Origin of the sequence: Flavobacterium glucosi (assembly GCF_048286535.1) — a bacterium.
In the GTDB taxonomy this organism is placed as follows: domain Bacteria; phylum Bacteroidota; class Bacteroidia; order Flavobacteriales; family Flavobacteriaceae; genus Flavobacterium.
Genome location: NZ_JBLVPK010000006.1, coordinates 67,835 through 93,032 on the forward strand (window position 1 = coordinate 67,835; position 25,198 = coordinate 93,032).

The window sequence follows — 25,198 nt, forward strand, 5'->3', positions numbered from 1 at the left end:
ATTTACCCAAAATCCGAAAAATAAGTAACTTTTAAAATCAATGACTCTAAAAAAAAGTAATCCTGACTCAGAAGGGATTTATCACTTTGATAATTTTTTTAATATCTCCGCTGATTTTATTTGTATTGCAGGATTTGATGGCTATTTTAAGAGAATCAATCCCGCTGTTTCAAAATTATTAGGCTTTTCCGAAGAGGAATTATATGCCAGACCCATAAGTAGTTTTGTTTACGCACCAGACCTTAAAATTACAATCGAAACTAGAGAACAAGTATATAAAAATAAGCCTCTTTTAAATTTTGAAAATCGGTATTTAACTAAAAGTGGAGCCATTGTTTGGTTGTCTTGGACATCCATGCCTATCGAGTCCGAAAAATTAGTATATGCCATTGCCAAGAACATTACTCACAAAAAGAAAGTCGAAGAAGAGCGCAATTTACTTCTTGCAAACCTCACGCAAATCAATAAGGAACTTACCGTTTTATCACACAAAACATCCCATGATTTAAAGTCACCTATTAATAATATGCTTTCGGTTTTTAGTCTTATCGATGTATCTAAAATCAATGATCCGGAAACCTTGGAATTGATTCAAATTCTTAAATTAACCAGTGAAAATTTAAAACAAACTTTAAACGATTCGATTGATGAATTAGTTGAAAATGAAAATATAAATACTCAAATCGAAGAAATAAATTTAAATGAATCACTTTCAGAAGTTCTTGCATCCATAAATTCCTTAGTACGCGATTCAAAAGCAATTATTAATGTTGACTTTTCAGCTTTTGAGAATGTTTCTTTTAACAAGGCCTATATCAAAAGTATTTTTCTGAATTTAGTTACCAATTCGATTAAATATGCAAAACCGCATCATGCGCCAGTAATTACTATTCAATCTAAAAAAGTTAATGACGTGAACCAATTAATTTTTTCTGATAATGGACTTGGTTTTGATATGGATAAAGTAAAAGACAAGATTTTTGGTTTGTACGAAAAATTCCATAGTAATATTGACAGTAACGGTATAGGACTGTATTTGGTCTACAATCACATCACTAGTTTAGGTGGAAAAATTGCAGTAGAGAGTAAAATAAATGAAGGTGCTACATTCATTATTTCCTTCAAATATTGAAAAAAAAAGAATGCAGTACCTTCATAAATTAAGATGCTATTGTTTTACAATCCCATTCTGATCTATCAAATACAGTAATGAAGCCATAGTTGCGGCTCCTAACTCTAATTCTCTTTTATTGATCGCATCAAAAGTGTCATTTGCAGCATGATGGTAATCAAAATAGCGTTGTGAATCTGGTTGTAATCCAACTTTTACGATATGATTTGATTTCAATGGACCAATGTCAACACCAGAATGTCCTTTTACAAATTTATGAACTAAATAAGGTTCGAATAAAGTTGCCCAACTACTGATTTTATTAAAATTTGCTTCATCGGCATCAATTGAAAAACCTCTTGGTGAAAAACCTCCTGAATCACTTTCCAAAGCAAAAATATGGTTTTCATTATTTTTATTGGATTGATCTTGATATTCTTTTCCGCCGCGAACACCATTTTCTTCGTTCATGAACAATACCACACGAAGCGTATTTTTAGGTTTATACCCTATATTTTTAAAGATATTCAATACTTCCATACTTTGCACACAACCAGCGCCATCGTCATGAGATCCGTCCCCTAAATCCCAGGAATCAAGATGTCCTCCAACGATCATTATTCTCTCAGGATGTTCAGATCCCGTTATTTCTCCAACAACATTATAAGACAAAACATCATCAAATGTTTGGCAGGATTGTTTTAAATAGAATTGTGCATTGGGTTTATCTTTCAGACTTTTGCTTAAAAGTTCTGCACCATTTGTACTAATCGCAGCAGCCGGAATTCGTTGTTCTTTTGAAATTTCTCCATAATTAGTGGCACCGGTATGTGGCAAATCATCCAATCGCAAATTCATCGATCTGACAATTACCGCTAATGCGCCCAGCTTCCCGGCTTCTTTTGCACCTGAGGATCTTTGGTCGACACAACTGCCATACGCTTTGAAAGTTTCTATGAATTCAGGATTCATAGCTCTGTTAAAGAAAATGATTTTTCCTTTTACTTTTGCTTCCCCTAATTCAACTAATTCTTCTATACTTTTCACTTCAATTATAGTGGCTTGTAATCCTTTTTTTGGAGTGGCAACTGAGCCGCCCAGTGCGCATATTGGGAAAGAAATTTTTTGATTTCCAATTTGTAAATACCCGACTTCTTTTTCGCCCCGAACCCATTTTGGCACCATCACTTCCTGAAGGTACACTTTGTCTAATCCTAGGGTTTCCAATTGCGCTTTAGTATACAAAACTGCTTTTTCTGCTCCGGTTGAGCCCGATAATCGAGAGCCAATTTTATTAGATAAATGGTCCAGCCAAGGATAACATTTGGCATTGGTCAAGGATGATTTATAAATTTCCTTCACCGTTTGTTCTTCTTTAGTTTGAGCAAAAAGAAGAATTCCGTTAAGGAATAGTGCAACACATAAAATTGATTTTTTCATAATTTAATACGGTGATGGTTTGAATTTTTCGGTTTCAATAAGAACGGCAATTTCGTAATTCTTAATGAATATTTGATAGCAGATTTAAAAAAAACTAATAAATTATTTTTTCTGGATTTATAAAAAACAAATAAAGCCATTAATCTTCGTGACGTTTTTTTTAAGTACATTTTTTTTTAAAAAAAACCCTTCGGTATAAATACCGAAGGGCTGATCATAAATAAACAAACCAAACATTTACTTAATCAATACAAAATCAACTTTATTATCAATGCTGGAATCCGTACCCACAAAAGCTTGAAAAGCACCCGGTTCAGCAATAAATTGTAAATCAGAATTATAGAATTTTAGTTCTTCAACAGAAATTTCGAAAGTTACTGTTTGTTTTTCTCCTTTTTTAAGGGCTATTTTTTGGAATCCCTTCAACTCTTTGACAGGTCTTGTAACCGTACCCACTAAATCTCTTATGTACAATTGTACTACTTCTTTTCCATCATAATTCCCAGTATTTGTTACATCAACGCTTACCGTTACTTTTTCGTTGAAATTCATTTTATCGGATGAAATTTTCAAATTTGAATAGTTAAAAGTGGTATAACTCAAACCAAAACCAAAAGGATATAAAGGCTCATTTCTTTCGTCAATATAATTCGATCTGAATTTCTCGAACTTCCCTTCTTTATTGCCTAACGGTCTTCCGGTATTTTTTTGATTGTAATAAATAGGCACCTGCCCTACACTTCTTGGGAATGTCGCCGTCAATTTTCCAGAAGGATTTTCATCGCCAAACAAAACATCAGCAATTGCGCTTCCTGCTTCACTTCCTGCAAACCAAGTATTCAATATTGCGGGAACCGTTCCGTTTTCCTGAACTAATACCAAAGGACGACCTGTGAATAAAACCAACACAACAGGTTTCCCTGTTTTTAATAAGGCTTGCAACAAGTCTTTTTGTGCTTGTGGAATTTCTAAGTTCGTTCTACTGCTGCTTTCCCCAGACATTTCTGCTGATTCTCCTAAAGCCGCAACAATTACATCCGATTGATTGGCTATTTTCAAGGCTTCTGCCAATAATTCTTCGGTAGTTCTGCTATCACGGTGCAGTGTTTTTCCGAACATAGTTGCTTTTTCTTCAAAAGTCGCATCATAATCCAGATTGCTTCCTTTGGCGTAAAGCACCTTTGTCCCTTTGCCCGCTACTTCTTTTATTCCTGCCAAAAGCGAAATAGATTTATCCTGATTTGTTGCTACACTCCAAGTTCCTGCCATATTTTCTTTGGCATCAGCCAAAGGTCCGATTAAAGCAATCGTTCCTGACTTTTTCAAAGGAAGCAACTGATTTTGATTCTTTAATAAAACTAGGGATTGAGAAGCTATTTTTCTGGCTTCGGCTCTGTTGCTTGCGGTAAAAATTTCTGTTTTAGCTCTTTTAGCATCCGTATAGCGATACGGATCGTGAAACAATCCTAGATCATATTTGGCATTCAAAATAAGACGAACCGCATTATCAATTTGTTCGATACTCACTTTCTTTTCGTGTACTGATTTCTTCAAAGTCGTCAAGAATCCCTCGCCCACCATATCCATTTCAATTCCGGCATTTAATGCCAAAGCAGATACGGTTTGCAAATCCCCCATACCATGTGCTATCATTTCAGGAATTCCTGTGAAATCAGTTACCACAAATCCGTCAAAACCCCATTGCTTGCGCAAAACATCGGTCATTAACCATTTATTTCCGGTTGCAGGAATTCCTTCTACTTCATTGAAAGAAGCCATAACAGAACCTACTCCCGCATCAACAGCGGCTTTGTAAGGCGGAAAATAATCATTATACATTCTGATTCGACTCATATCAACCGTATTGTAATCGCGTCCTGCTTCGGGCGCACCGTACAAAGCAAAATGTTTGACACAGGCCAAAATGGTATTATTCCTTGACAAATCATTTTGTTGATAGCCATTGACCATTGCTTTTGCAATTTGGCTTCCCAAAAACGGATCTTCACCCGAACCTTCAGAAACTCTTCCCCAACGTGGATCACGAGAAATATCAACCATAGGTGAAAAAGTCCAGTTAATTCCATCGGCACTGGCTTCCTGAGCGGCAATTTGGGCGCTTCTTTCTATCAATTTCATGTCCCAAGTAGCAGACATTCCCAAAGGAATCGGAAAGGTCGTTTCATAGCCATGAATTACGTCCATTCCAAAAAGTAACGGAATTTTTAATCGGCTTTTTTCGACAGCGATCTTTTGAACTTCATATATTTTTTGAACTGATTTGATGTTGAATAAACCGCCCACTTTACCTTCTTCGATATTCTTCGCCACATTAGAACTGTTAGCAGCTCCAGTAGTTATATCTCCCGAAGTAGGCAAATTTAATTGCCCAATTTTTTCTTCCAAAGTCATTTTCGAAAGTAACTCTGCTACGAATTCTGTTTTCGGTTTAATTTTAACGTTCTTTTTACCTGTCTTTTTTTGGCTGTAGCCAAAGAGAGAAAAGCCAATAAGGAGTATAATAAGTTTAATTTTCATTTTGTTTGTTTTTTGTTTGTTGGAACATCCAATCATAAATTTTTTGGTTGTCATATACACGCGACCAACTGTCGTGGTTTGCATCATCAAAAATGGTCAGTTCCACATTGGTGTTGCAGGTTTTTAATTTTTTATACATCGTAATAGAATAATCCACATTGACAACATCATCTAATAATCCGTGAAAAATCCGAATAGGAATAGCTTTAATTTTACAATTTTCGATCATTGGAATTCTATCCACATATCCTGCAATAGGCACTAAAGCCGCAAAAGTTTCAGGGTGTGCAAAAGCTAGATTCCAAGCGCCCCAAGCTCCCATACTTAATCCGGTGAGATAAATTCGGTTGTAGTCAATATTGTTCTCTTTCTGGATTTTTAAAATCAAACGGTACACTACTTCTTCGTTCCAATATTCGTTTTCCGGACATTGAGGTGCCAAAACATACGCATCGAGTTCGTTACTTTTCAAATACTTGAATGGTCCATGCGCTTTTACTTTTTCGATATCGGTTCCTTTTTCACCAGAACCGTGCAGAAAAACAATCAGTGGCTTTTTTTCTTTAGTATTTTTTGGAATGTGTAAGGCGTATGCTAATTCCCGTTTTTGTACGATTTCAGTTTTGATTTTCCCGACAATCTCAGTTTGAGAAAAGGAATTCCAGGATACTAAAAAGGCGGCTACAATAATTAAATACTTCATCACACCTTACAAATTATATTTTGTAGAATTAAAACCCAATTTTGCTAAACCCGGTTTTATTTCCGGCGCATTCATGAATAATTTCCATAATAAACCGGTACGGTGATTTTCAATCATGGGAGCAATTGTACCTTGATCAATGGCTAAATATCGTGGCGTTACCCAATTATAATGCGGTGAAAAAGCATCATAAGGTCCCGCTATTCCAACATAATCTGCTCTTTTTTCATCGTATAAATAATGAAGAAACTTCATGGATTCTACGGGTGTAAAAGGAAAAGAAGAAAGTGCTGCCGTAGGCGTAATTACCCCTAAATCATTGTTGGGTTGGTGTGCTGAATATCCCGTAGAACCATCGCTGTTACGGGAATAACTCGCCGTTAAACCCCAACATTTATCCGAATATCCTTTCCATTGTTTTGGATTAGCAATGCAATATTGATTGATGATTTTAGAATGATTTTGGGTCAATGTCCAATAATCAGCATATTGATCTTTCAAAGTGGTAGGATCTAAACCTAAATAGGAATATTGCGCCCAGAACAAAGGCCCTACATTTCCTGAAGCTCCATTGTAATTTAACACCACTGGAATTCCGTATTGTGAGCCTCCATTTTTAATGGCACCATTTCTAGCCCAAGCCTGATGATAGGCCGCAGCACCAATAGGATGTGTAGGCGAAGCAGCTCCCAAAACATACGTAATCAAACATTCATTATAGCCTTCTAACTTGAAGTTCATGTCCCAACCATAAGTAGGTGACCAATGCCAGTAAAGGGCGTTTTCTCCTTTGGTATACCAATCCCATTCTACTCCTTTCCAGAGCGCATCCGCTTTTAGGGCTAATGCTTTTTCTGAGTCAGAACCATTTTTAAAATATTCTCTAACGCTCAATAATCCTTGGCAAAGGAAAGCAGTTTCAACTAAATCACCTCCATTGTCTTTTGTTCCAAAGGGGATTACTTTTCCGGTTGAACCATCCATCCAATGGGGCCAAGCGCCGTGAAAACGTTCGGCTTTTTCGAGAAAATTCATGGCAGTTGTAAGTCGTGAAACCGCTTCTGATCGATTTACAAAACCGCGTTCAACACCTACAATTATTGACATCAATCCAAAACCGGAACCTCCCGTAGTGACAATATTAGCTTCAAAACCAGGATCATTGGTATAATAGCGTTCTCTGGCCAGTTTAGAATTGGGTTCCGCATACTCCCAAAAATACTTGATGGCATCTTTTTGAACCTGATCCATAGCCTCAATATCCGTTAAAGGAACTGTTGGAGTTACAGGAGTTGTTGGCAACGGAGTACCAGTGCCTCCTGTACTCTCCGGAGTTGAGGAAGAGCAGGAAATAAAAAAACTAATACAAAATAGGATACTCAGGGAAATCTTCATTTTAATAAAAATAATAGGATTAATAATTTTAAAATAAACCCCTAGTTTTAGAAATTTAGGGGGTTACAATCTTTTATCTGTTGTCTTTTTCTAATTTATTAAGTGCCGATATTTCGTTTATAGAAAGAGCTACGTTATAAATTCTAAACTCATCTAATAGTCCTGCAAAACTAGTTGCCCAGCCTTCTTGAGAACCATTGTTTAAAGACGGGGTGGTTTCAAATTGATGTGTTCCTATAACAACTTTACCATTTGTACCCGTCATTTGAAAATTGCCATATTTTGGAGCATTGTTAATATTGTTTATATCACCTGGATTATCCGCAAATAAAGGGGCAACACCAACAGTCCCATTAGCCGGAGCATAAGGAAAACCACCTAAATTTGCACATAATGCTCCATTTACATAAGCAGATACAATACTGGTCGCTGCATTATAAGTAAATACAACATGAATCCATTGGTTCAAACTATTATCTAAATTCATAATTGCACCTTGTCCTTTCCATGCTACACCAGCTCTTCCATTTTCTATACCTAATTTTAATCGCAATCTATTTGGATAATTATTGTCCGGGTTTTCTAAATATAAATTTAATCCTCCCCAAAACTCTAACGGTCTTACTATTGAAAAAATACCTTGAGCACCTTTACCCACTCCTGGAGTCGCTGGATCAACAGTATTTGCTGTATTCATCCAAAAAGAGACTGTAAAATTATTTAAAGAGGTAATTGCCTGTGTAGCATTTGCGACAGCATATCGCTCTTGAGAACTTGATCCAGAATAGGCATTTCCTTTGATTCCGGTTGCATATCCTACATTGGTACCCATAGATCCCGTAAGATTGTTTTTACTGTCCGTAAGATTGTTTTCAAAACTCAATTTAGTGACCAAATTACCCGCTGCTATAGCATCTGAACTTTCAAAACCTCCAATTGCTTCATAAGGGATTGGGCTGTTTACGGTATCGATACTATCCTCGTTACAGCTCACAAAAAATTGTGAAGTCAGAACAGAAGCAAACAAGAAAATATATTTATTTTTTTTCATTTTTACTGTTTTAAGAATTAATAACCAGGATTTTGAGCTGACAATCCAGCAGCTTCTCTAATAAATAGTTGTGGTAATGGAAACACTTCATGTTTTCCCGCTACAAATGTTTTGCCATGAATAGCAAAAGCAGCTACCGCTCGTGCCGATCCTGTTCGAACTAAATCAAAGAATCTGTCGTGTTCAAAAGCCATTTCGACTCTTCTTTCTTTCCAAATTGCAATTTTTATATCCGCTTGCGAAGTAAATGTTGTATTGGCTAATCCAGCTCTTCTTCTAATTTGGTTTAACAAAGTAATTGCTTCGGGAGTTTGGTTTAATTCGTTCAATGCTTCTGCTTTCATTAGGATTACTTCGGCATAACGCAAATACTTGATATTCGTATCTGAATTATCCTGACCAGAAAAAGCAGAAGAATAGGCTTTGTAATTGTATCTTGGATTATCTGCATCTGCAGGTACCACTCGGCCATCGTATAAAGTTGCTCCTCTAAACATAATTGTTGCATTTTTTCTAACATCATTGGCTTCATAAGCATCTAATAAACTTTGAGAAGGTGTATTGAAACCCCAGCCCCATCCTCCAGAACCACGAGCGCCTTGAGTTTGAGAATATTGTTTAATTCCTTGAGCAGGAACAGAACCCACACCTTGAATTTCAAAAATAGATTCAGCGTCATTTTCTCCTGCCAGTCTAAACATAGAAGCATAATCAGAAACGAGAGAATACCCCGTAACTAAATTGCAATTATCTATCACTTTCTGCCAGTTTTTTTGGTATAAATTCACTTTTGCTAATAAGGCATAAGCAGCTCCTTGCGAAACTCGTCCTTTTTCGGAAGCGGTATAAGCTGCTTTATTAGGCAATGCTGCAATAGCAGCATTCAAATCACTTTCGATAAGCGCATATACTTCTGCGCTTGATTTACGTGTTAATTGCATAATTCTATCTTCTTCTGAAGAAGGATTTGGCAAACGATCAACAATGGGAACGCCACCGTAGGTTTTAACTAAAGTAAAATACATGAAAGCACGTAAAAACTTCGCCTCACCAATTAGCCTAGTCCGCAAAGCAGGATTAGCCTGATCTAATTGCGGAATGATATTTAATGCCTGGTTGCATCTATTGATTCCTTCGTAATTAGCTATAAAAATTTCGCTAGTGGAAGGACTTGATGGATTATAGGTCAAGGCATCCATTAAATCTTTGTCAGAACCCGAATCTCCAGCGGAAGATCCTTTGTCAGCATCATCAGAGGCAATACTAGAGACACCATTCCAAGAAAAGGAAGACATATTCCAATCTAAAAACTTATTATAAATTGCAGTAACAAAGGTCGCTGCACCGGCATCATTGTTGAATAATGCGAGATCATTGGTAGAAATAGATTCGGTTTGATCTACCTCTAAATACTCATTTGAACATCCTGAAAAAAAGAACGCGGATAGAACAAAAACGGAGATATATATTTTTTTCATACTCTTAAAAATTTAAATTAGCACCAATTACAAATGACCTCAAGGTAGGATAAGCATCTAACTCGATTCCTTGCGTTCCATAAGGGTCGCCATTCCCATTTAATTCCGGAGAAAAACCAGAGAATTTCTGTGTGATTAATGGATTGATCGCATTGACATATATTCTGCAAGAATTTATAAATCCTTCTTTTAAAGGAATTTTATACCCTAAAGTAATATTGTTGATTCTAAAGAAGTCACCTGATTCTAAATAATAAGTTGAAGCGACAGGAACTTGATTAAAAGGTGCTGGATTTGAAGCAGTTGTATTGTTTATGGTCCAAAAATCAGTGGCCAAAGACTCTTCAATGTTTTCATTTCCAAAACGTTGTGCTTTTTTACCATTGTACACTTTAGCTCCTGCAGTTCCGTATCCGTCAACTGAGAAATCAAAGTTTTTATAATTCACTCCTAATGTAACCCCATACGTGGAAGTAGGCAAAATAGAACCTACATATTTTTTATCGGCATTGGCCAAAACACCTTGTGCTACTTTTTCACCTGCTGCATTGTAGTACAACATGGCTCCATTTGCAGGATCAAAACCGGCATATTCATAGATAAAGAAACTACCTAACGGCTGACCAACAGAGGTATTATCTAATATTTTAGTATCCTGTCCGTTTCCTAAACCTCCACCAATAAGTGGTGCCAAAGTTGCATCTTTTAGACCTGAAAGTTTATTTTGGTTATTTGAAAAGTTACCTCCAACCCAATAACTTAAATTATCTGTTAATTGATCATCCCAACGCAATGCAATTTCATATCCTTTGTTTGATACTTCACCCACATGTGCCGGAGAGGAATTACTTATTCCAGAAGTTAGATAGGGTTTTGTATTCAAAATAACATTTGTTGTTGTTTTGTCATATACGTCAAATGAACCTTTAAGTCTACTATTTAAGAATTCAAAATCGACACCTGCAGAGGTTTCTTCGGTAATTTCCCAAGATAAACTGGGATCAATCTGAGAATTAATAGTCGTTCCTTCATTCAAAATAGAACCTCCTAAATAATAACTCAATCCTGAAGCATAGGCTTGATTGTTAAGCGGTACGTTTTGGTTCCCCAGTTTACCCCAACCTCCTCTTAATTTCAATAAATCAACTCCTTTAACATCCGCCATAAAACCTTCTTTGGAGATAATCCAACCCAAACCAAATGCAGGAAATGTTCCCCAACGGTAGTCTTTCCCAAAATTAGAAGAACCATCTCGTCTAAGTGTTCCTGTAAATAAGTAGCGATCCATTAATTTATATTGAAAACGACCAAAATAGGAAGCCAACTTAGTTTCATTAGAAACTACATCACTATAATTCATGATATTACCGGAGTAATCAACACCGTTTAAAGCCCAATAATTAGCATCTGCGTTTACATTTTTTCTGGTAACAGTCAAGGTTTCTCTAGACCCTCTAATGGAAGTTTCAATTCCACCGGTAAGTTCAACATCATGAATCTCCCCAAAAACTTTATTATAAGTGAAGTAATTCGTTAAGTTCCAATTGAAATATTGGGATCTGCCTTTGGTCAATAAATTCAAAGGAACTCCTTCATTAGCTGTTTCATAATCTGCCGGACTTGTATTTGGGTTGCGCGCCATCCAGATTCCTTGTGAATCAGAAAAATTATAGTTTTTCCAAGAATAATATTCCCCATTAAATTGGGAAGTAAACTTCAAAGACTCTAAAATTTCATAATCTAATTTCAAACCCCCTTGCAAAGTTAAACTCCTTTGCTCTTCATCAAAAAAGTCTAATTGCGCTATCGGATTACCCACATTGTTAAATAAATTACCGGATGTACCTGCAAAACCATTCGCTCCTACAAGAGGAACCCCATATTGACCATCAGGAAAAAAGACAGGAACTATTGGCGATTGTTTATAAGCTGTGGTAAAAGCGCCCAAAGGTTTTGGTGATGAATTAGTCGACCCAAAACTAAAGTTTTGATTTAAAGTTAGTTTATCAGAAATCTTATACTCATTGTTATTCCTAAAAGTGGTACGACCGTAATCTAATCCGTTAAGAATTCCTTTTTCTTCGTAGTTACCAACACTGAAAAAGAATTTAATCTTTTCTGTTGATCCGGAAACCGAAACGTTATTTTGAGTATATGATCCTGTTCTGGTAATAGCATCAAACCAATCTGTATTTACGGGTTGATCTTGTGAAAAAGTAGTGGATTGCAGAGCAGCATTCGAATAATGCGAAAACTTGTTACTTCCTGCCATTTTTACTTTTTTCAAAGGCTGTCTAAAACCCGCAAAAGTTTCAAATTCTACCGAAACTTTATCGCCTTTTCCTTTTTTAGTGGTAATGATGATAACTCCATTAGCCGCTCTGGTACCATAAATAGCAAGAGAAGAAGCATCTTTCAAAATCTCATAAGAAGTAATATCATTAGTATTAATGTTGTTAATGTTATCCGTAGGCATCCCATCAACCACAAATAAAGGTGTTCGTCCTCCAATTGCCGTACCTAAACCCCTAATAACAACAGTAGGGGAACTACCCGGTACATCTGACGAAATGACTTGAACTCCCGCGGCTTTTCCTTGTATGGCTTGTGAAGCATTCAAGACTTTAGTTTTAGAAATCTCTTCTGCTTTTAACGAAGTAATCGAAGACGTATTATCAATTATTTTACGAGTTCCATACCCAATTACAACGACTTCATCTAATTGCATGTCTTGGTCTTCCTGGAGAACAATACGCATCAGGCTTGAAGTAGCTGCTATAGAATTAGATTGAAAACCTAACATCGAAATTTGTAAAATTTCACCTTCTGCAGCCCTAATTTCAAAATTTCCATCAAAGTCACTGGTAGCATTCGTTTTTGAATCAACAGCAACAATAATAGCACCCGGAACTCCGATGCCGTTTTTATCTGATACCTTCCCTTTAATTACTTGACCAGACATATAAGCTGGAAGTAGAATGAGTGCTAAAAAGCCCAAAATAAAATTTCTCATATAGTGTTAAATTGTTAAAATGTTAATGAAGCTAAAGTAGATAATTACAACGTTATAGTTGCCAAAACAGCAATGCTACACGAATACATCAAAACAGTAAAAGATGATCATAAATCTATATATAACTACTGATAAGAACGGTTATACGATCCCGCACCACATCCATATGATGTAGTAATGATGTGTTGTAAATCTGTAATGAATACAATGAAATAATAGAGTATCTATAAAAAATAAAGCTTATTTATACCGTTAATAAAAATTTAGAAAGGTTTTCGTCCTGAACAAGATTTAATTTCTTTCTTAAACGATAACGATGGAGTTCTACGCCTCTGAAAGAAATATTCATCATAGGGGCAATTTCTTTGGACGAAAGATTCATCTTTAAGTAAATACAAAGCTTAATATCCTTTGAAGTCAGATTTGGATATTTTTTGGAAAGGTTAATTATAAATCCATTGTGGATTTGATTCAAATTTGTTTCAAACGTTTCCCATTCGTGTTTGTTAACCGCATTGATTTTTATGGCTTTTTTAATTTCACTTTTCAGTTTATTAAAATCCATATCAGAATCCAGAATACTTTGAATGTTTTCAATCATCTCACCTTGTTTTGCTATAGAAAGTGACTTACCGGCAACTTCAGATGACTTCGATTGCAATTCTAGTTCTAAAATATGTTTTTCATATTCTTGAATATACAATTCGTTTTCGGCCTTTAATTCTATCTCCAAAATTTTCTTCTGATGTTTTAGCTCTTCGTCACGTAATTCGAGTTTTTGTATGTATCGCATTTTATTCCATTTGTAATATAGATACAAAATACCTCCAATCACAACTAGGTACAGTAAAATCATCCAAAAAGAAAAATACCAGGGTTTAGCGACAACAAATTGGAAGTTGGAAATTTTATCATAATCCAATCCATCATGAAGATAAACAGTAATCTCATGGGAACCACTATTCAAATTATTCAAAACAATCATACCTTCATTCACAGGAATAAATTCTTTGGTTCCATTGATTTTATAAAATAAATTAGGTCTTGTTGCTCCAAAAACACCCGATATTACATGTATGCGAAGCTCTGAATTATACGGAATATTTGATTTGTTTTCAACCAAACCATCATTAATAAAAGCTTCAACAGTTATATTTGAGGCTTTCTTATTCGCATAATTTAATTGTACCGAAATAAAACCATCATCTAAATTTAATAGATAATTATCTTTGTTTTTGAAAACTTTTATATTGTCATTAATGATTTTTCCTCTGTAATATTTCTCTTGAATAATAGTGCGGCTAAATTTATTGTCATGGGCATAAATCTGATACAATAGTCCTTCTTGCAGTATCAAAAAGTGATTTTCATCAATAGAAACAATATTTGATACATTTTTGAAATTAGTATTAAACAATTCATTTTGTTCTAATTGATTGGTGATTGAATTATAAGTATACCACAACTTATTTATTAGAAAAAGTATTTCATTTCTGAACTCAAATATTTTCACGCCAAAATCATTACTTATTTTACTGTGTTGAGTAACATTTTTGATGTCAGTTGTTTCGTAGGCATCATTATACAAAATTCGGTACAAGCCTCTATTATTATCCGCAGCCCATATTTCATTTTTCCTGTTTTGCGCAACATATTTTATGGGTTTCAAGAATCCTTTTATAACTTTTTTCTGACTTAAATCATTCTTGTCATTGTAAATAATCACACCGCTGTAAGTAGCTTGCAAATAGGAATTGTTGATGCCACTTTTAACTAAATTCCAACCACCATTAACCACACTCAATTTAGATACTATTCCGTTCTCATAAACAAAAGTACCTTCATTGTGTCCTATCAGAAATTTATTGTTTATTGTACTGATATTCCAAGCCTGCCCCCGCGTATTAGGAATCAAAGAGAGTTCCTTGTCTTCAAATTTAAAAACACCATGATTGGAAGCCATCAAATAGCCTTTTGGAGTACTTGCAACCGAATACACCGAACCTAAAACACCTGAATTATCATAAAAAATTGAGATTGGTGAATTGACCTCAATATGAGCAATTCCATTATCCAAGCCAAGCCATAAATCATTCTCTTTGTCCAAGCCGATGCTCAAAATCGAGTTGTTCATCAAGACATTATTTCGGTTTATATTTTTGTAAGAATTTGTTTTTAAATCAAACAAATAAACCCCTTTACTCGCGGTTCCAATAACTAATTTATTGTTTTTAAGAAACACAGCTGCATTGATATTAGCCGTTTTCAAAATAGCATTTAAAGGATTTTTCCAAGGACTCAAAATACCATTATCGTCTACATAAACCCCATTTTTTTTAGTAAAAAAATATATTTTATTTTGGTGTTTTTCAATAGCATGAATAACGTTGTTCTCTAAAGCGGACCAACCTTGAATCTTTTCAAACTTGGAATTCTTCATTTTATAAATTCCTTTTTCTACTGAAGCCACTAACAAATCATTACCAACCGGGAAGCAATAAGAAACTAGAAAATCAAACTTATTTTCCTTAATTACTTTTCCATCATACATGAAAAGTCCATTAAAAGACTGGAAGTAGATTTTATCATTAAATTTAAATATCTTCCAAATCTCTTCATTATCATTGTCATCAAAAACTTTGGTTTTATTCGAGTCCGAAATAGAAACATAATGCATCTTTCCTTTTTCTCGGAACCAATACCCGAATTCTTTATAAGAACCCGTGTAAATGCGATCCCCGTCAACCATTACGGAGCGAATAATCGTTTTGTTAGGCAAACTGTATTTCTCCCATTTTACATCATTATAACGCAATAAATAATAATTATTGGCAAAATACATGGCGTTGTCATTTCCTTGTGCCACACTCCAAATCTGATTATCTCCTTGATAATTTGATTTGCTGTAATTCTCTACAAAAGGAAGCAACTCCTGAGCAAAAATTTGGGATGAAATAAAATATAAAAGAGTTATTATTGTAATTCTTACTTTCAAAATGTGGTGTTTTATATCCAAATATAATTAGATTTATCATATAAAAGGCATAAAAAAAGCCTCTGAATGCAGAAGCTTTTATTTGAGTTGGTTATTTTCTTAATGCGTCAGTAATTCAAATACCTGATTGGCAATTTCGATTTCTTCATTGGTAGGAATAACCAATATTTTAGTCTTAGAATCTAGCGTGTTAATTTCTCGAATTTCTTTCGAACGAATTTCATTTTTGGATGCATCCAATACTATTCCGAAATAATCCATATCGGTACATACTAATTTTCGAATGTAAGAAGAATTTTCTCCAATTCCAGCCGTAAAAATAATGGCATCCAATCCATTTAAGACAGCCGCATACGATCCAATATATTTCTTTATTCGGTATGCATTCATCGCTAATGCCAATTGACAATCCGTATTTCCGTTCTCCGCATTGGCTTCAATATCCCTTAAATCACTGTAACCGGTAAGCCCAAGCATTCCGCTTTGTTTTTGCAACATATCGGTGACGGCTTCAAGCGAATAACCCAAGGTATTTACCAAATAAAAAATCACGGATTGATCCACATCGCCGCTTCGGGTTCCCATAATCAATCCGTTCATTGGACCAAAACCCAACGTATGATCGATACTTTTTCCGTCTTTTATTGCGGTCATACTGCAACCGTTTCCTAAATGTATCGTGATAATTTTAGACCCTTTATTCTCCGAATTTTGTTTCAAATAATGAATCGCATTTTCCGAAACATATTTATGACTTGTTCCGTGAAAACCGTATACGCGTATTTTATTCTCCGTCAAAAGATAATTTGGCAACGCATATTTGTGCGCCACAACAGGAATCGTTTGGTGGAATGCCGTGTCAAAAACGGCCACTTGTTGTGCTAAATTAAAAATTGCTGACGCAACATTTATTCCTTCTAAATTTGCAGGATTGTGCAAAGGTGCCAAATCAAAAAGCTTTCTGATTTTGTCTTTTACTTCACTGGTAATAATTACGGTATTCGAAAAAGCGCTTCCGCCATGCACCACACGATGCCCTACGGCTTCTATTTCATCCGTACTTTTAATCACCCCTGTTTTTTCATCCATTAGCAACTTGGCAATTTTTTCTAAACCAATTTTATGGTTCGCAATAGGCAACGTCTCTTCTAATTTAATCGCATTCGTTACATACGTTAAATTCGAAGTTTCCAGTCCTATTCTGTCAATCATCCCCGAACAAATAACTTCATTTGCCGGCATGTTGATCAATTGGTATTTTATAGACGAACTTCCTGAGTTTATAATTACTATTTTCATTTTTTTTTTAAGTTGCTAGGGTACTAAGTTGCTAAGTTTTTTTTGCTAAAGGCTCAAAAAAGCAAAACTCATAATTAATAATTTACAATTCATAATTGATTTACAATCCTTGTGCTTGAATCGCCGTAATCACGACTGTGTTTATAATATCATCTACTGTACAACCGCGGCTTAAATCATTTACGGGTTTGTTCAAACCCTGTAACATGGGGCCAATTGCTAATGCGCCGGTTTCTCTTTGAACCGCTTTATAAGTGTTATTTCCTGTATTCAAATCTGGGAAGATTAAAACACTGGCTTGCCCTGCTACTTCTGAATTTGGCATTTTACTTTTTCCAACAGCCATATCAACGGCAGCATCATATTGAATAGGCCCTTCAATTTTCAAATCGGGACGTTTTTTTCTCACTATTTCAGTTGCAGCTCTTACTTTATCGACTTCATCTCCTTTTCCGGATGAACCAGATGAATACGAAAGCATGGCGATTTTTGGTTCAATACCAAAAGCCAAACTGGAATCGGCAGAGGAAATGGCAATTTCTGCCAATTGTTCTGCAGTAGGATTTGGATTAATCGCGCAATCTCCAAAAACCGAAACACGATCTTCAAGACACATAAAAAATATAGAGGAAACCACGGAGGAATTGGGTTTCGTTTTAATGAATTGTAAAGCTGGCAAAATAGTATGTTGCGTGGTATGTGCCGCTCCGGAAACCATTCCGTCAGCATGCCCTTTATACACCATCATCGTTCCAAAATAAGAAACATCTTCCATTAAATCCTTAGCCATTCCTATGGTTACATTTTTTGCTTTTCGCAATTCATAATACGTATTTACATAATCATCATAATGTTCCGATTCTATCGGATTTATGATTTGTACTTTAGAAAAATCAAACGGAAGTCCCAACTCTGCCACTTTACTTTCAATTTGTTTTTTGTTGCCAATAATCGAAATATCAACCACATCCATCGTCAATAATTGCGAGGCTGCAATAATGATTCTTTCATCATTACCTTCCGGTAAAACAATGTGTTTCCGGTGTTGTCTCGCTCTTTTTACTAAATTATATTGAAACATTTTTGGCGTCATTCCCTCCGCTTCAAAAGTGATTAGCTTTTCAGCCAAGTTGTCTAAGTCGACATATTTTTCGAAAGTAGTGATAGAAATTTCAATCTTCTGCTTATTATTTGCGTAAATTTTGGATTTAATGGAACCTATTTTATTGGTAATATAATACGTTCCTTCTTCCACAGCAATAATTGGAACAATGGTAGAAAGTCCTTCTATCAATTTCAAAATACTAATTTCTGGCAAGATATTCCCTGTCAAAACAATTCCCGAAATGGTTGGATAATTTACGGATTCATTAGCCTGCAAAGCTCCAAGAATAATATCGGCTCGGTCTCCAGGGGTAATCACCAGACTATTCTCTTTCAAATGCAGCAAATAATTGCACAATTGCATGGCGCCTACACTAAAATTCCCAGTTTGATTGTTCAAGTGTGCCGAGCCAAATAAAACTTTAGCATCCAACTCATTTACAATTTCCTGTACGGTTGGATTATTTAATTTATGAATCAAAGGAATGGAGTTCACCAATATACTTTTGGGTAAACTTTTCTTTAGACCGTCAGTTACCAATTCAATATTCTCCGGTTGCACTTTATTGGCGATTACAGCCAAAACCTCGACATCTTTAACCTTGAATGAATCGTATGCCAAATAAAGACTATCAATTAATTCCTCTAATGTTTTTCCCACTCCGGAACCCACGATAATTGTTGGGATTCCCAGATTTTTAGCAATCAGTACATTCATGTCCAATTCGATTACAGTTCCTTCGCCTGTAAAACTAGTTCCTTCAACCAAAACAAAATCGAATCGTTCTTCTAATTTCTTGTATTTTTCAATAATCAAATCGAGAACCTCTCCTATTTTTCCTTTGTTCTTCTTTTTGATTAATTTACTTTTTGTTATGGCATACGCATCTTCAAATTCAATATCCATTCCAAAATGTCCAATTACGGTTTCAATGTGATTGTCAAATCCTCCTTCTTCAAAATCTTCCACAATGGGTCTGAAATAACCTACTTTGGCCATCTTACCCATAAGCATACTCATCAATCCCAATGTAATAATCGACTTCCCACTATTTTGTTCGCTTGTTGCAATGTATATGGCCTTGTTCATTTTTTTATTTTTAGATTTAATTCCAAATTAATTGGATGCATTCTTTATTAATTTCTAAAACCAACGGCGTTTTTTAAAATAAACAATCATTCCAATTACTATTAAAAACATAGCCCCAATTACAGTATGATAGCCATAATGACGCCTGAGTTCCGGCATATACTCAAAATTCATTCCGTAAACCCCAACTATAAAAGTAAGCGGAATAAATATCGCAGATACAATGGTCAGGGTTTTCATAATCTCATTCATCTTATGCGTCTGAGCCGAGAAGAAGAAATTAGACGCACTTTCTAAAGATCCCATATCGGATTCGATTTGTTCTAAAAGTTCTAAACTCTTTTGATGTAATCGGGCAAAAAAGCTGAAACTATCAGCTTCCATCGCATTAAATATGGTATCGTCTTTTATGCTTTTTATATCATACAACGAATCCCGAAGCGGAATGATGGAACGTTTCAGAAAATTTAAATTATCCCTATGTTTCTCTATTTTTTCTAAAATTATGGGATCCACACTTTCCTTGGTAAGATTGATCAGCTCCTCTACTTTGTCTTCCTCATTTTCTAAAGTGATGTAGAAATTTTCCATGATGGCATCCAGAAGAATGTACAACAGATAATCCGCTTTCTTAGTTCTTACAATTCCAGAATGCGTTCGAATGCGTTCTCGGATGTGGGTGAAAAAGTCACTTCGCTTTTCCTGAAAAGAAATTAGAACCCCATCTTTTAACAAAAAACTAATTTGTTCGACACTTATATTATCTGAATGTCCTGCGGGTAAAAGTGATTTTATGTTAAAAAATAGAAAATCATGAGACTCTTCCAGTTTTGTTCTTCGAGTGGTATTTAAAATATCCGCCAACATAAAGTTATCGATTTTAAAATAATCCCCAATCGATTTTAGCCACTCCACATTATTTAAACCGTGAATATTAATCCAATTTGTTTTTTGTTCTTCAATATATTTATCCAAATCCGAAACCTTAAAATCTTCATATTCGGTAAGATCCAAATCATCATAAACAAACAACTGCAGCTCTGATTCCTTACTTTTATGAATACCTGTATATTCTAAATTATAAGGTTGTGTTTTCTTTCCTCTCTTGTACTTAATTTTTCTCATCCCAACAGTATTTATGTAGTAATATTACCAAAAATTATTTTTGACACTTTAGACGTTTCTAAAAAAAACGGTTTTAATTTAGTGTTAAAAAAAACAAAGATAAGCCTAAATAATAATTCCTTTCATGACTAAAATCATATTCCAACATAGAAAAAGCAAGTAAGCAACGATTTTAATTATTGTTAATTATTTAAAATTACACTTCAAAATGGTCCTTTTATAAAAAATATATCAATAAATTTGGGCTTAAGTCGTAACAAAACATAATAAAATGCGTCTTATAAACCATATCCAATTATAAACTTTATTAATACATTATCTAAATGGTAAAAAAAAAACTAACCCTAATTATTACCTGTCTGTTATTTTGTTTTGCACAAGGCACATTTGCACAAAGCAAAAAAAAGAAAAGAGCAGAAAAAAATGCAACTGCTAAAGTAGAAGCTAAAGCACCTGATTCTAAAGACGGTAAAAAAGAACCAAAACCGTATAAAAAAGTTATTGACTCAACGGCAGTAACACAAAAAGGATTAATTGACATTCATAAAATTAATGACAAATATCTTTTTGAAATTCCAGATTCCCTTTTAGGAAGTGAAATAATGACAATCACCAGATATTCTAAAACTCCTGCTGGAGGAGGAATTTTTGGTGGAGAAGAAATCAACAGACAAGTCGTTCGTTGGGAAAAAGGGCTGAGCAACAACATTCTTCTTAGATCAGTTACCTATGTTATCATGTCTCCTGACGGTGATAAACCAATGGCTCAGGCTGTTAAGAATTCAACTTCAGATCCAATTATTGGAAACTATGATATCTTGGCATTCAAAAAAGATTCAACCGGGAAAAATAATGCTGGATATGTGATCGACTTAACGAGTACTTTCGATGGTGATATTCAAACTTTTTCATTAGATCCCATTAAGAAACAATTGTTAAACATACAAACGTTTCAGAAAGACAAATCATTCATCTCAAAAATAAGCAGTTACCCTATAAATACTGAGATTAGAAGTGTAAAAACATTTACGACTACACCGCCTCGTATTTCAACAACTCCAACACCACAAATAGGAGTTAATTTACCTTCTGGTTTAGATGCCGGAGTAATAACGGTAGAGATGAATACCTCTATGATTTTGTTGCCAAAAACACCAATGCGCAAAAGAGAATTTGATGCACGTGTGGGGTATTTTGCAAACCAGTACGATGTTTTTGAAGAAGAATCTCAAAAATCAGATACCAAAGTATTTGCCGTGAGATGGCGTTTAGAGCCAAAATCGGAAGAAGATGCTCAAAAACAAAAAAAAGGCGAATTAATTGAGCCTAAAAAACCAATTGTATATTACATCGACCCGGCGACTCCTGAAAAATGGAAAAAATTCATCAAACAAGGTATCGATGACTGGCAAATTGCCTTCGAAAATGCAGGATGGAAAAATGCTATTCGTGGAGAATATTGGCCAGAAAACGATCCAACAATGAGTTTGGAAGATGCCCGTTTTTCTGTATTACGCTATTTTGCTGCTGAAATTCAAAATGCATACGGACCAAATGTACATGATCCTAGAAGTGGTGAAATTTTGGAAAGCCACATTGGTTGGTACCATAATATCATGAGCCTTTTAAGAAACTGGTATTTGATTCAAACTGCGGCTGTAGATCCTGCAGCAAGAACAAAAAAGTTTGATGATAAATTAATGGGAGAATTAATCCGTTTCGTTTCGTCTCATGAAGTGGGACATACTTTAGGATTGCGTCATAATATGGGAGCAAGTTCTGCCACTCCGGTTGAAAAACTAAGAGATAAAGCGTACCAAGATAAAAACGGACATACTTCTTCTATCATGGATTACGCCCGTTTTAATTATGTGGCACAACCAGAAGATGGTGTTACAGCCTTATTTCCTAGAATTGGAGATTATGACAAATGGGCCATTAAATGGGGGTATTCTTATTTTGACGAAGCTAAAACTGAAACTGAAGAAAAAGCGAAGTTGAATGAAATGACCAAAGAAGCATACAAAAATAACCGTTTATGGTTTGGGTCAGAAACCAGTCCGTATGACCCAAGATACCAAACGGAGGATATTGGAGATAATGCGATGAGAGCTTCTGAGTACGGAATCAAAAACTTGAAAATAATTTTACCTAATTTATTAGAGTGGACTAAAGAAAACGGAGAAAGCTATGCTGAACTGGATGAACTTTACGGCGCACTTACAGGACAATTCAGAAGATACATGGGCCATGTTACTAAAAATGTTGGTGGAATATATGATTCTCCAAAAACGTATGACATGACAGGGAATCAATTTGAAGTAGTTCCAAGAGCTATCCAAAAAGATGCTGTATTATTCTTGAACACTCAATTGTTCATCACGCCAAAATGGCTATTGGATCAAAATATCCTTTCGAAAATAAACCCAGAAAACGGTGTTGAAGCAATCAAAGGAATGCAAGATGCTACTTTATCAAGTTTATTGGCTGGAGATAGAATTGTGCGCCTTATAGAAACTTCTTCTATGAGTAAAAACAACTATTCCGCGGATGAATTAGTAAATGACTTAAAAAATGGAATCTTTTCTGAATTGAAAGGAAGCAGTTCTATTGATGTGTATCGTAGAAACATTCAAAAATTGTATGTTGATAAAATGATCGAATTACTTAAACCAGGCACAGCCATGGTTAGATCGGTTCCTGTAGGTGTTACTTACGGTTTCACGACAAGAAAGGTAAATCTTGCTCAAACTGATTTACCTTCTATTTCAAGAGGTCAATTGAATAGTTTGAAAAATGAGATGAAATTAGCCTCATCAAGAATGACTGATCGAATGAGTAAGTATCACTTACAAGATTTAATTTCTAGAATAGGACAAGCTTTAGATCCTAAATAATGAATTAAAAAAGGGGAAATGTTCAACAACATTTTCCCTTTTTTTATGCTGTGTTAGATGATATTACACCGTAGGGATACATTGTCGTGCTTCTCTACAGTGTAATAATAATAATACAAAAACCCGATCCGTTTTTAAAACAGGTCGGGTTTTTCATATAATATCTTGTCATAAAAAAACCGAACTATCACTAGTCCAGTTTTAAAATTAAATATAAATAAAGAATTAATCTTTCTGAGATTTAACTGCTAAACTGTAAATAACCAATCCAAATCCAATTTTATTGATAGCGTCAGCAATGTTGTAAACTACATCAATATTACCAGATGGAATCAGTCCGTTGTACCATCCTGTTGTTCCCATCATGTACCCTAATGGATAAATTGACCATCCAACAAGTACAAACCAACACAAAATTTTATGTGCTTTTTGAATTTCTCCTCCTGCTGCAGCGGCTAATTTTGAAGCTTCTCCTAACCAAATTTCATAAACAATAGCAAAATAAGCCAGACCGGAAATGAATCCCCAAAGAGCGGCACTATCTGTAAATACAACCTCTCCAAAGTACCCTGTTACTAACATTATTATGGAAAAAAGGATCATCTTCCATAATAAAGACTGTTTTGCACCCGCTACCTTTAGTATCAGGTAAAATTCTAAACACATTAACGGCACTGTTAGTACCCAGTCAACATAACGAAAGAATGTGGGGGATTCTCCAAATGAAGCCCAGTAATCTCTCATATAAAAATAATGCACAGCAGCAATAAAAGTAATTAATCCAGAAACCAATACTGAAGTACGCCATTTTCTATCAAACTGGCTCAAAGACAAAAAGAAAAATGCTGAAGCGGCCATCATAGCCATACAACCTACAAAAAAAGTAAATCCTACATAATCGGTTGGGGATAATTTTCCCATTAATCCTGAAATAAACATAAAGTTTGTCATAAATAAATGATTTAAATGGTTTTGTTCAATCAAATGTAATAAAAGATGAACAATAAAAAGAAATCTTTGTTTATTATTTTTTGATTATCTTTAAACTATAATTAAATTTTATGAAAAATTATAGTAATATAGCTATCGTAGTAAGCTTTTTCGGATTATGGATGGATTCCTACTTTTCGACTCAGCTTCAGATAATTTCTGGTTTCCTCTTAATATTTACTTTTGGAATTTTGCATGGAGCAAATGATGTACTCCTAATCAAAAATATAAATACTGGAAAACAATCAAATACATCGCTCAAAATATTGGGATATTATCTGTTAATCGTTTTAATAGGAATACTTTTATTCTACACCATTCCTTTTGTTGCACTCCTAGCATTCATAATTGTGAGTGGGTATCATTTTGGAGAACAGCAATGGCAAAATTTACAGCATACCTTTCCTAAGTGGATTTTATTGCTATTCCAATTTTCCTATGGATTCTTTATTTTAGTGTTGCTGTTTACTTTTCACTCTAAGGAAGTGCAAAACATTATATTAAACATTTCAAAAATCAGTATTCCTATTCCATACATTTGGTTATCCTTACAGATTTCAGGTGCTGTTTTTATAGCTCTAAGTACTTATTTGTATTGGAAATCAAAAAAAATAAGAAAAAAAATACGCCTGGAATTCTTCTATTTAGTACTATTTATGATTGTTTTTAAGTCCTCGAGTCTGATCTGGGGATTCGCCATTTATTTTGTTTTATGGCACAGTATTCCTTCTATAATTGACCAAATAAAATTTTTAAATGGCTATTATTCTTTAAGCAATTTTATTGCCTATTGTAGTGCAGCAGGGATTTATTGGCTGGTTTCAATAGTAGGAATGGCACTTCTGTATTTTACATTTAAAGAAGAAAAACTATTTAATACTTTATTTTTTTCTTTTTTGTCTGCCATAACATTTCCGCACGCCTTAGTTATTACAAGAATGTTTCATAGAAAAAGAGAATAATATAAAT

The 25,198-nt window shown here is 34.8% G+C and carries 15 protein-coding genes; 3 read left to right on the plus strand and 12 right to left on the minus strand.

Annotated elements, in window-relative coordinates:
• Positions 1-40: 40 nt before the first annotated feature.
• Positions 41-1,132 carry a PAS domain-containing sensor histidine kinase gene (locus ACNQGD_RS12070; protein ID WP_417999448.1) on the plus strand — a complete coding sequence of 364 codons (1,092 nt, stop codon included), beginning with the start codon at positions 41-43 and terminating at the stop codon, positions 1,130-1,132.
• Between the two features lie 36 nt (positions 1,133-1,168).
• Here ACNQGD_RS12070 and ACNQGD_RS12075 read toward each other — a convergent pair whose 3' ends face one another.
• From ACNQGD_RS12075 to corA, 11 genes are all read right to left on the minus strand, one after another.
• Positions 1,169-2,551 (minus strand): M28 family peptidase, encoded by a 1,383-nt coding sequence (locus ACNQGD_RS12075; protein ID WP_417999449.1) that lies wholly within the window; start codon positions 2,549-2,551, stop codon positions 1,169-1,171.
• 237 nt (positions 2,552-2,788) lie between these two features.
• Positions 2,789-5,089: a beta-glucosidase BglX gene (gene bglX / locus ACNQGD_RS12080; RefSeq protein WP_417999450.1), complete on the minus strand. Its 2,301-nt coding sequence runs from the start codon at positions 5,087-5,089 to the stop codon at positions 2,789-2,791.
• Entirely contained in the window at positions 5,079-5,792 is a 714-nt protein-coding gene (locus tag ACNQGD_RS12085) for a carboxylesterase family protein (protein ID WP_417999451.1), read from the minus strand. The genes bglX and ACNQGD_RS12085 overlap by 11 nt, the downstream gene beginning before the upstream one ends.
• A 6-nt stretch (positions 5,793-5,798) precedes the next feature.
• On the minus strand, positions 5,799-7,187 hold the full coding sequence (locus ACNQGD_RS12090) for a glucoamylase family protein (protein WP_417999452.1): 1,389 nt from the start codon (positions 7,185-7,187) through the stop codon (positions 5,799-5,801).
• A 73-nt stretch (positions 7,188-7,260) separates the two neighbouring features.
• Entirely contained in the window at positions 7,261-8,238 is a 978-nt protein-coding gene (locus ACNQGD_RS12095) for a LamG-like jellyroll fold domain-containing protein (RefSeq protein ID WP_417999453.1), read from the minus strand.
• Between the two features lie 17 nt (positions 8,239-8,255).
• Positions 8,256-9,716: a RagB/SusD family nutrient uptake outer membrane protein gene (locus ACNQGD_RS12100; RefSeq protein ID WP_417999454.1), complete on the minus strand. Its 1,461-nt coding sequence runs from the start codon at positions 9,714-9,716 to the stop codon at positions 8,256-8,258.
• A 4-nt stretch (positions 9,717-9,720) separates the two neighbouring features.
• Entirely contained in the window at positions 9,721-12,729 is a 3,009-nt protein-coding gene (locus tag ACNQGD_RS12105; protein WP_417999455.1) for a SusC/RagA family TonB-linked outer membrane protein, read from the minus strand.
• Between the two features lie 244 nt (positions 12,730-12,973).
• The gene (locus ACNQGD_RS12110; RefSeq protein ID WP_417999456.1) at positions 12,974-15,724 is read right to left on the minus strand and encodes a helix-turn-helix and ligand-binding sensor domain-containing protein; all 2,751 of its coding nucleotides are present in this window, start codon (positions 15,722-15,724) and stop codon (positions 12,974-12,976) included.
• A 99-nt stretch (positions 15,725-15,823) separates the two neighbouring features.
• Positions 15,824-17,023, minus strand: coding sequence for an acetate/propionate family kinase (locus tag ACNQGD_RS12115; protein ID WP_417999457.1), 1,200 nt, complete (start codon positions 17,021-17,023; stop codon positions 15,824-15,826).
• Between the two features lie 100 nt (positions 17,024-17,123).
• Positions 17,124-19,217, minus strand: a complete 2,094-nt coding sequence (gene pta, locus ACNQGD_RS12120) for a phosphate acetyltransferase (RefSeq protein ID WP_417999458.1) — start codon at positions 19,215-19,217, stop codon at positions 17,124-17,126.
• A gap of 54 nt (positions 19,218-19,271) precedes the next feature.
• Positions 19,272-20,342 carry a magnesium/cobalt transporter CorA gene (corA, locus tag ACNQGD_RS12125; protein ID WP_417993866.1) on the minus strand — a complete coding sequence of 357 codons (1,071 nt, stop codon included), beginning with the start codon at positions 20,340-20,342 and terminating at the stop codon, positions 19,272-19,274.
• Positions 20,343-20,665: 323 nt separating this feature from the next.
• Between corA and ACNQGD_RS12130 the strand changes: the two genes are divergently transcribed.
• On the plus strand, positions 20,666-23,239 hold the full coding sequence (locus tag ACNQGD_RS12130) for a zinc-dependent metalloprotease (RefSeq protein WP_417999459.1): 2,574 nt from the start codon (positions 20,666-20,668) through the stop codon (positions 23,237-23,239).
• Positions 23,240-23,464: 225 nt separating this feature from the next.
• On the opposite strand, the gene ACNQGD_RS12135 is transcribed toward ACNQGD_RS12130, so the two are convergent.
• Positions 23,465-24,190 (minus strand): bacteriorhodopsin-like, encoded by a 726-nt coding sequence (locus ACNQGD_RS12135; RefSeq protein WP_417999460.1) that lies wholly within the window; start codon positions 24,188-24,190, stop codon positions 23,465-23,467.
• A gap of 110 nt (positions 24,191-24,300) precedes the next feature.
• Here ACNQGD_RS12135 and ACNQGD_RS12140 point away from each other — a divergent pair, with 110 nt between their 5' ends.
• Entirely contained in the window at positions 24,301-25,191 is an 891-nt protein-coding gene (locus ACNQGD_RS12140) for a Brp/Blh family beta-carotene 15,15'-dioxygenase (protein ID WP_417999461.1), read from the plus strand.
• Positions 25,192-25,198: the final 7 nt, after the last annotated feature.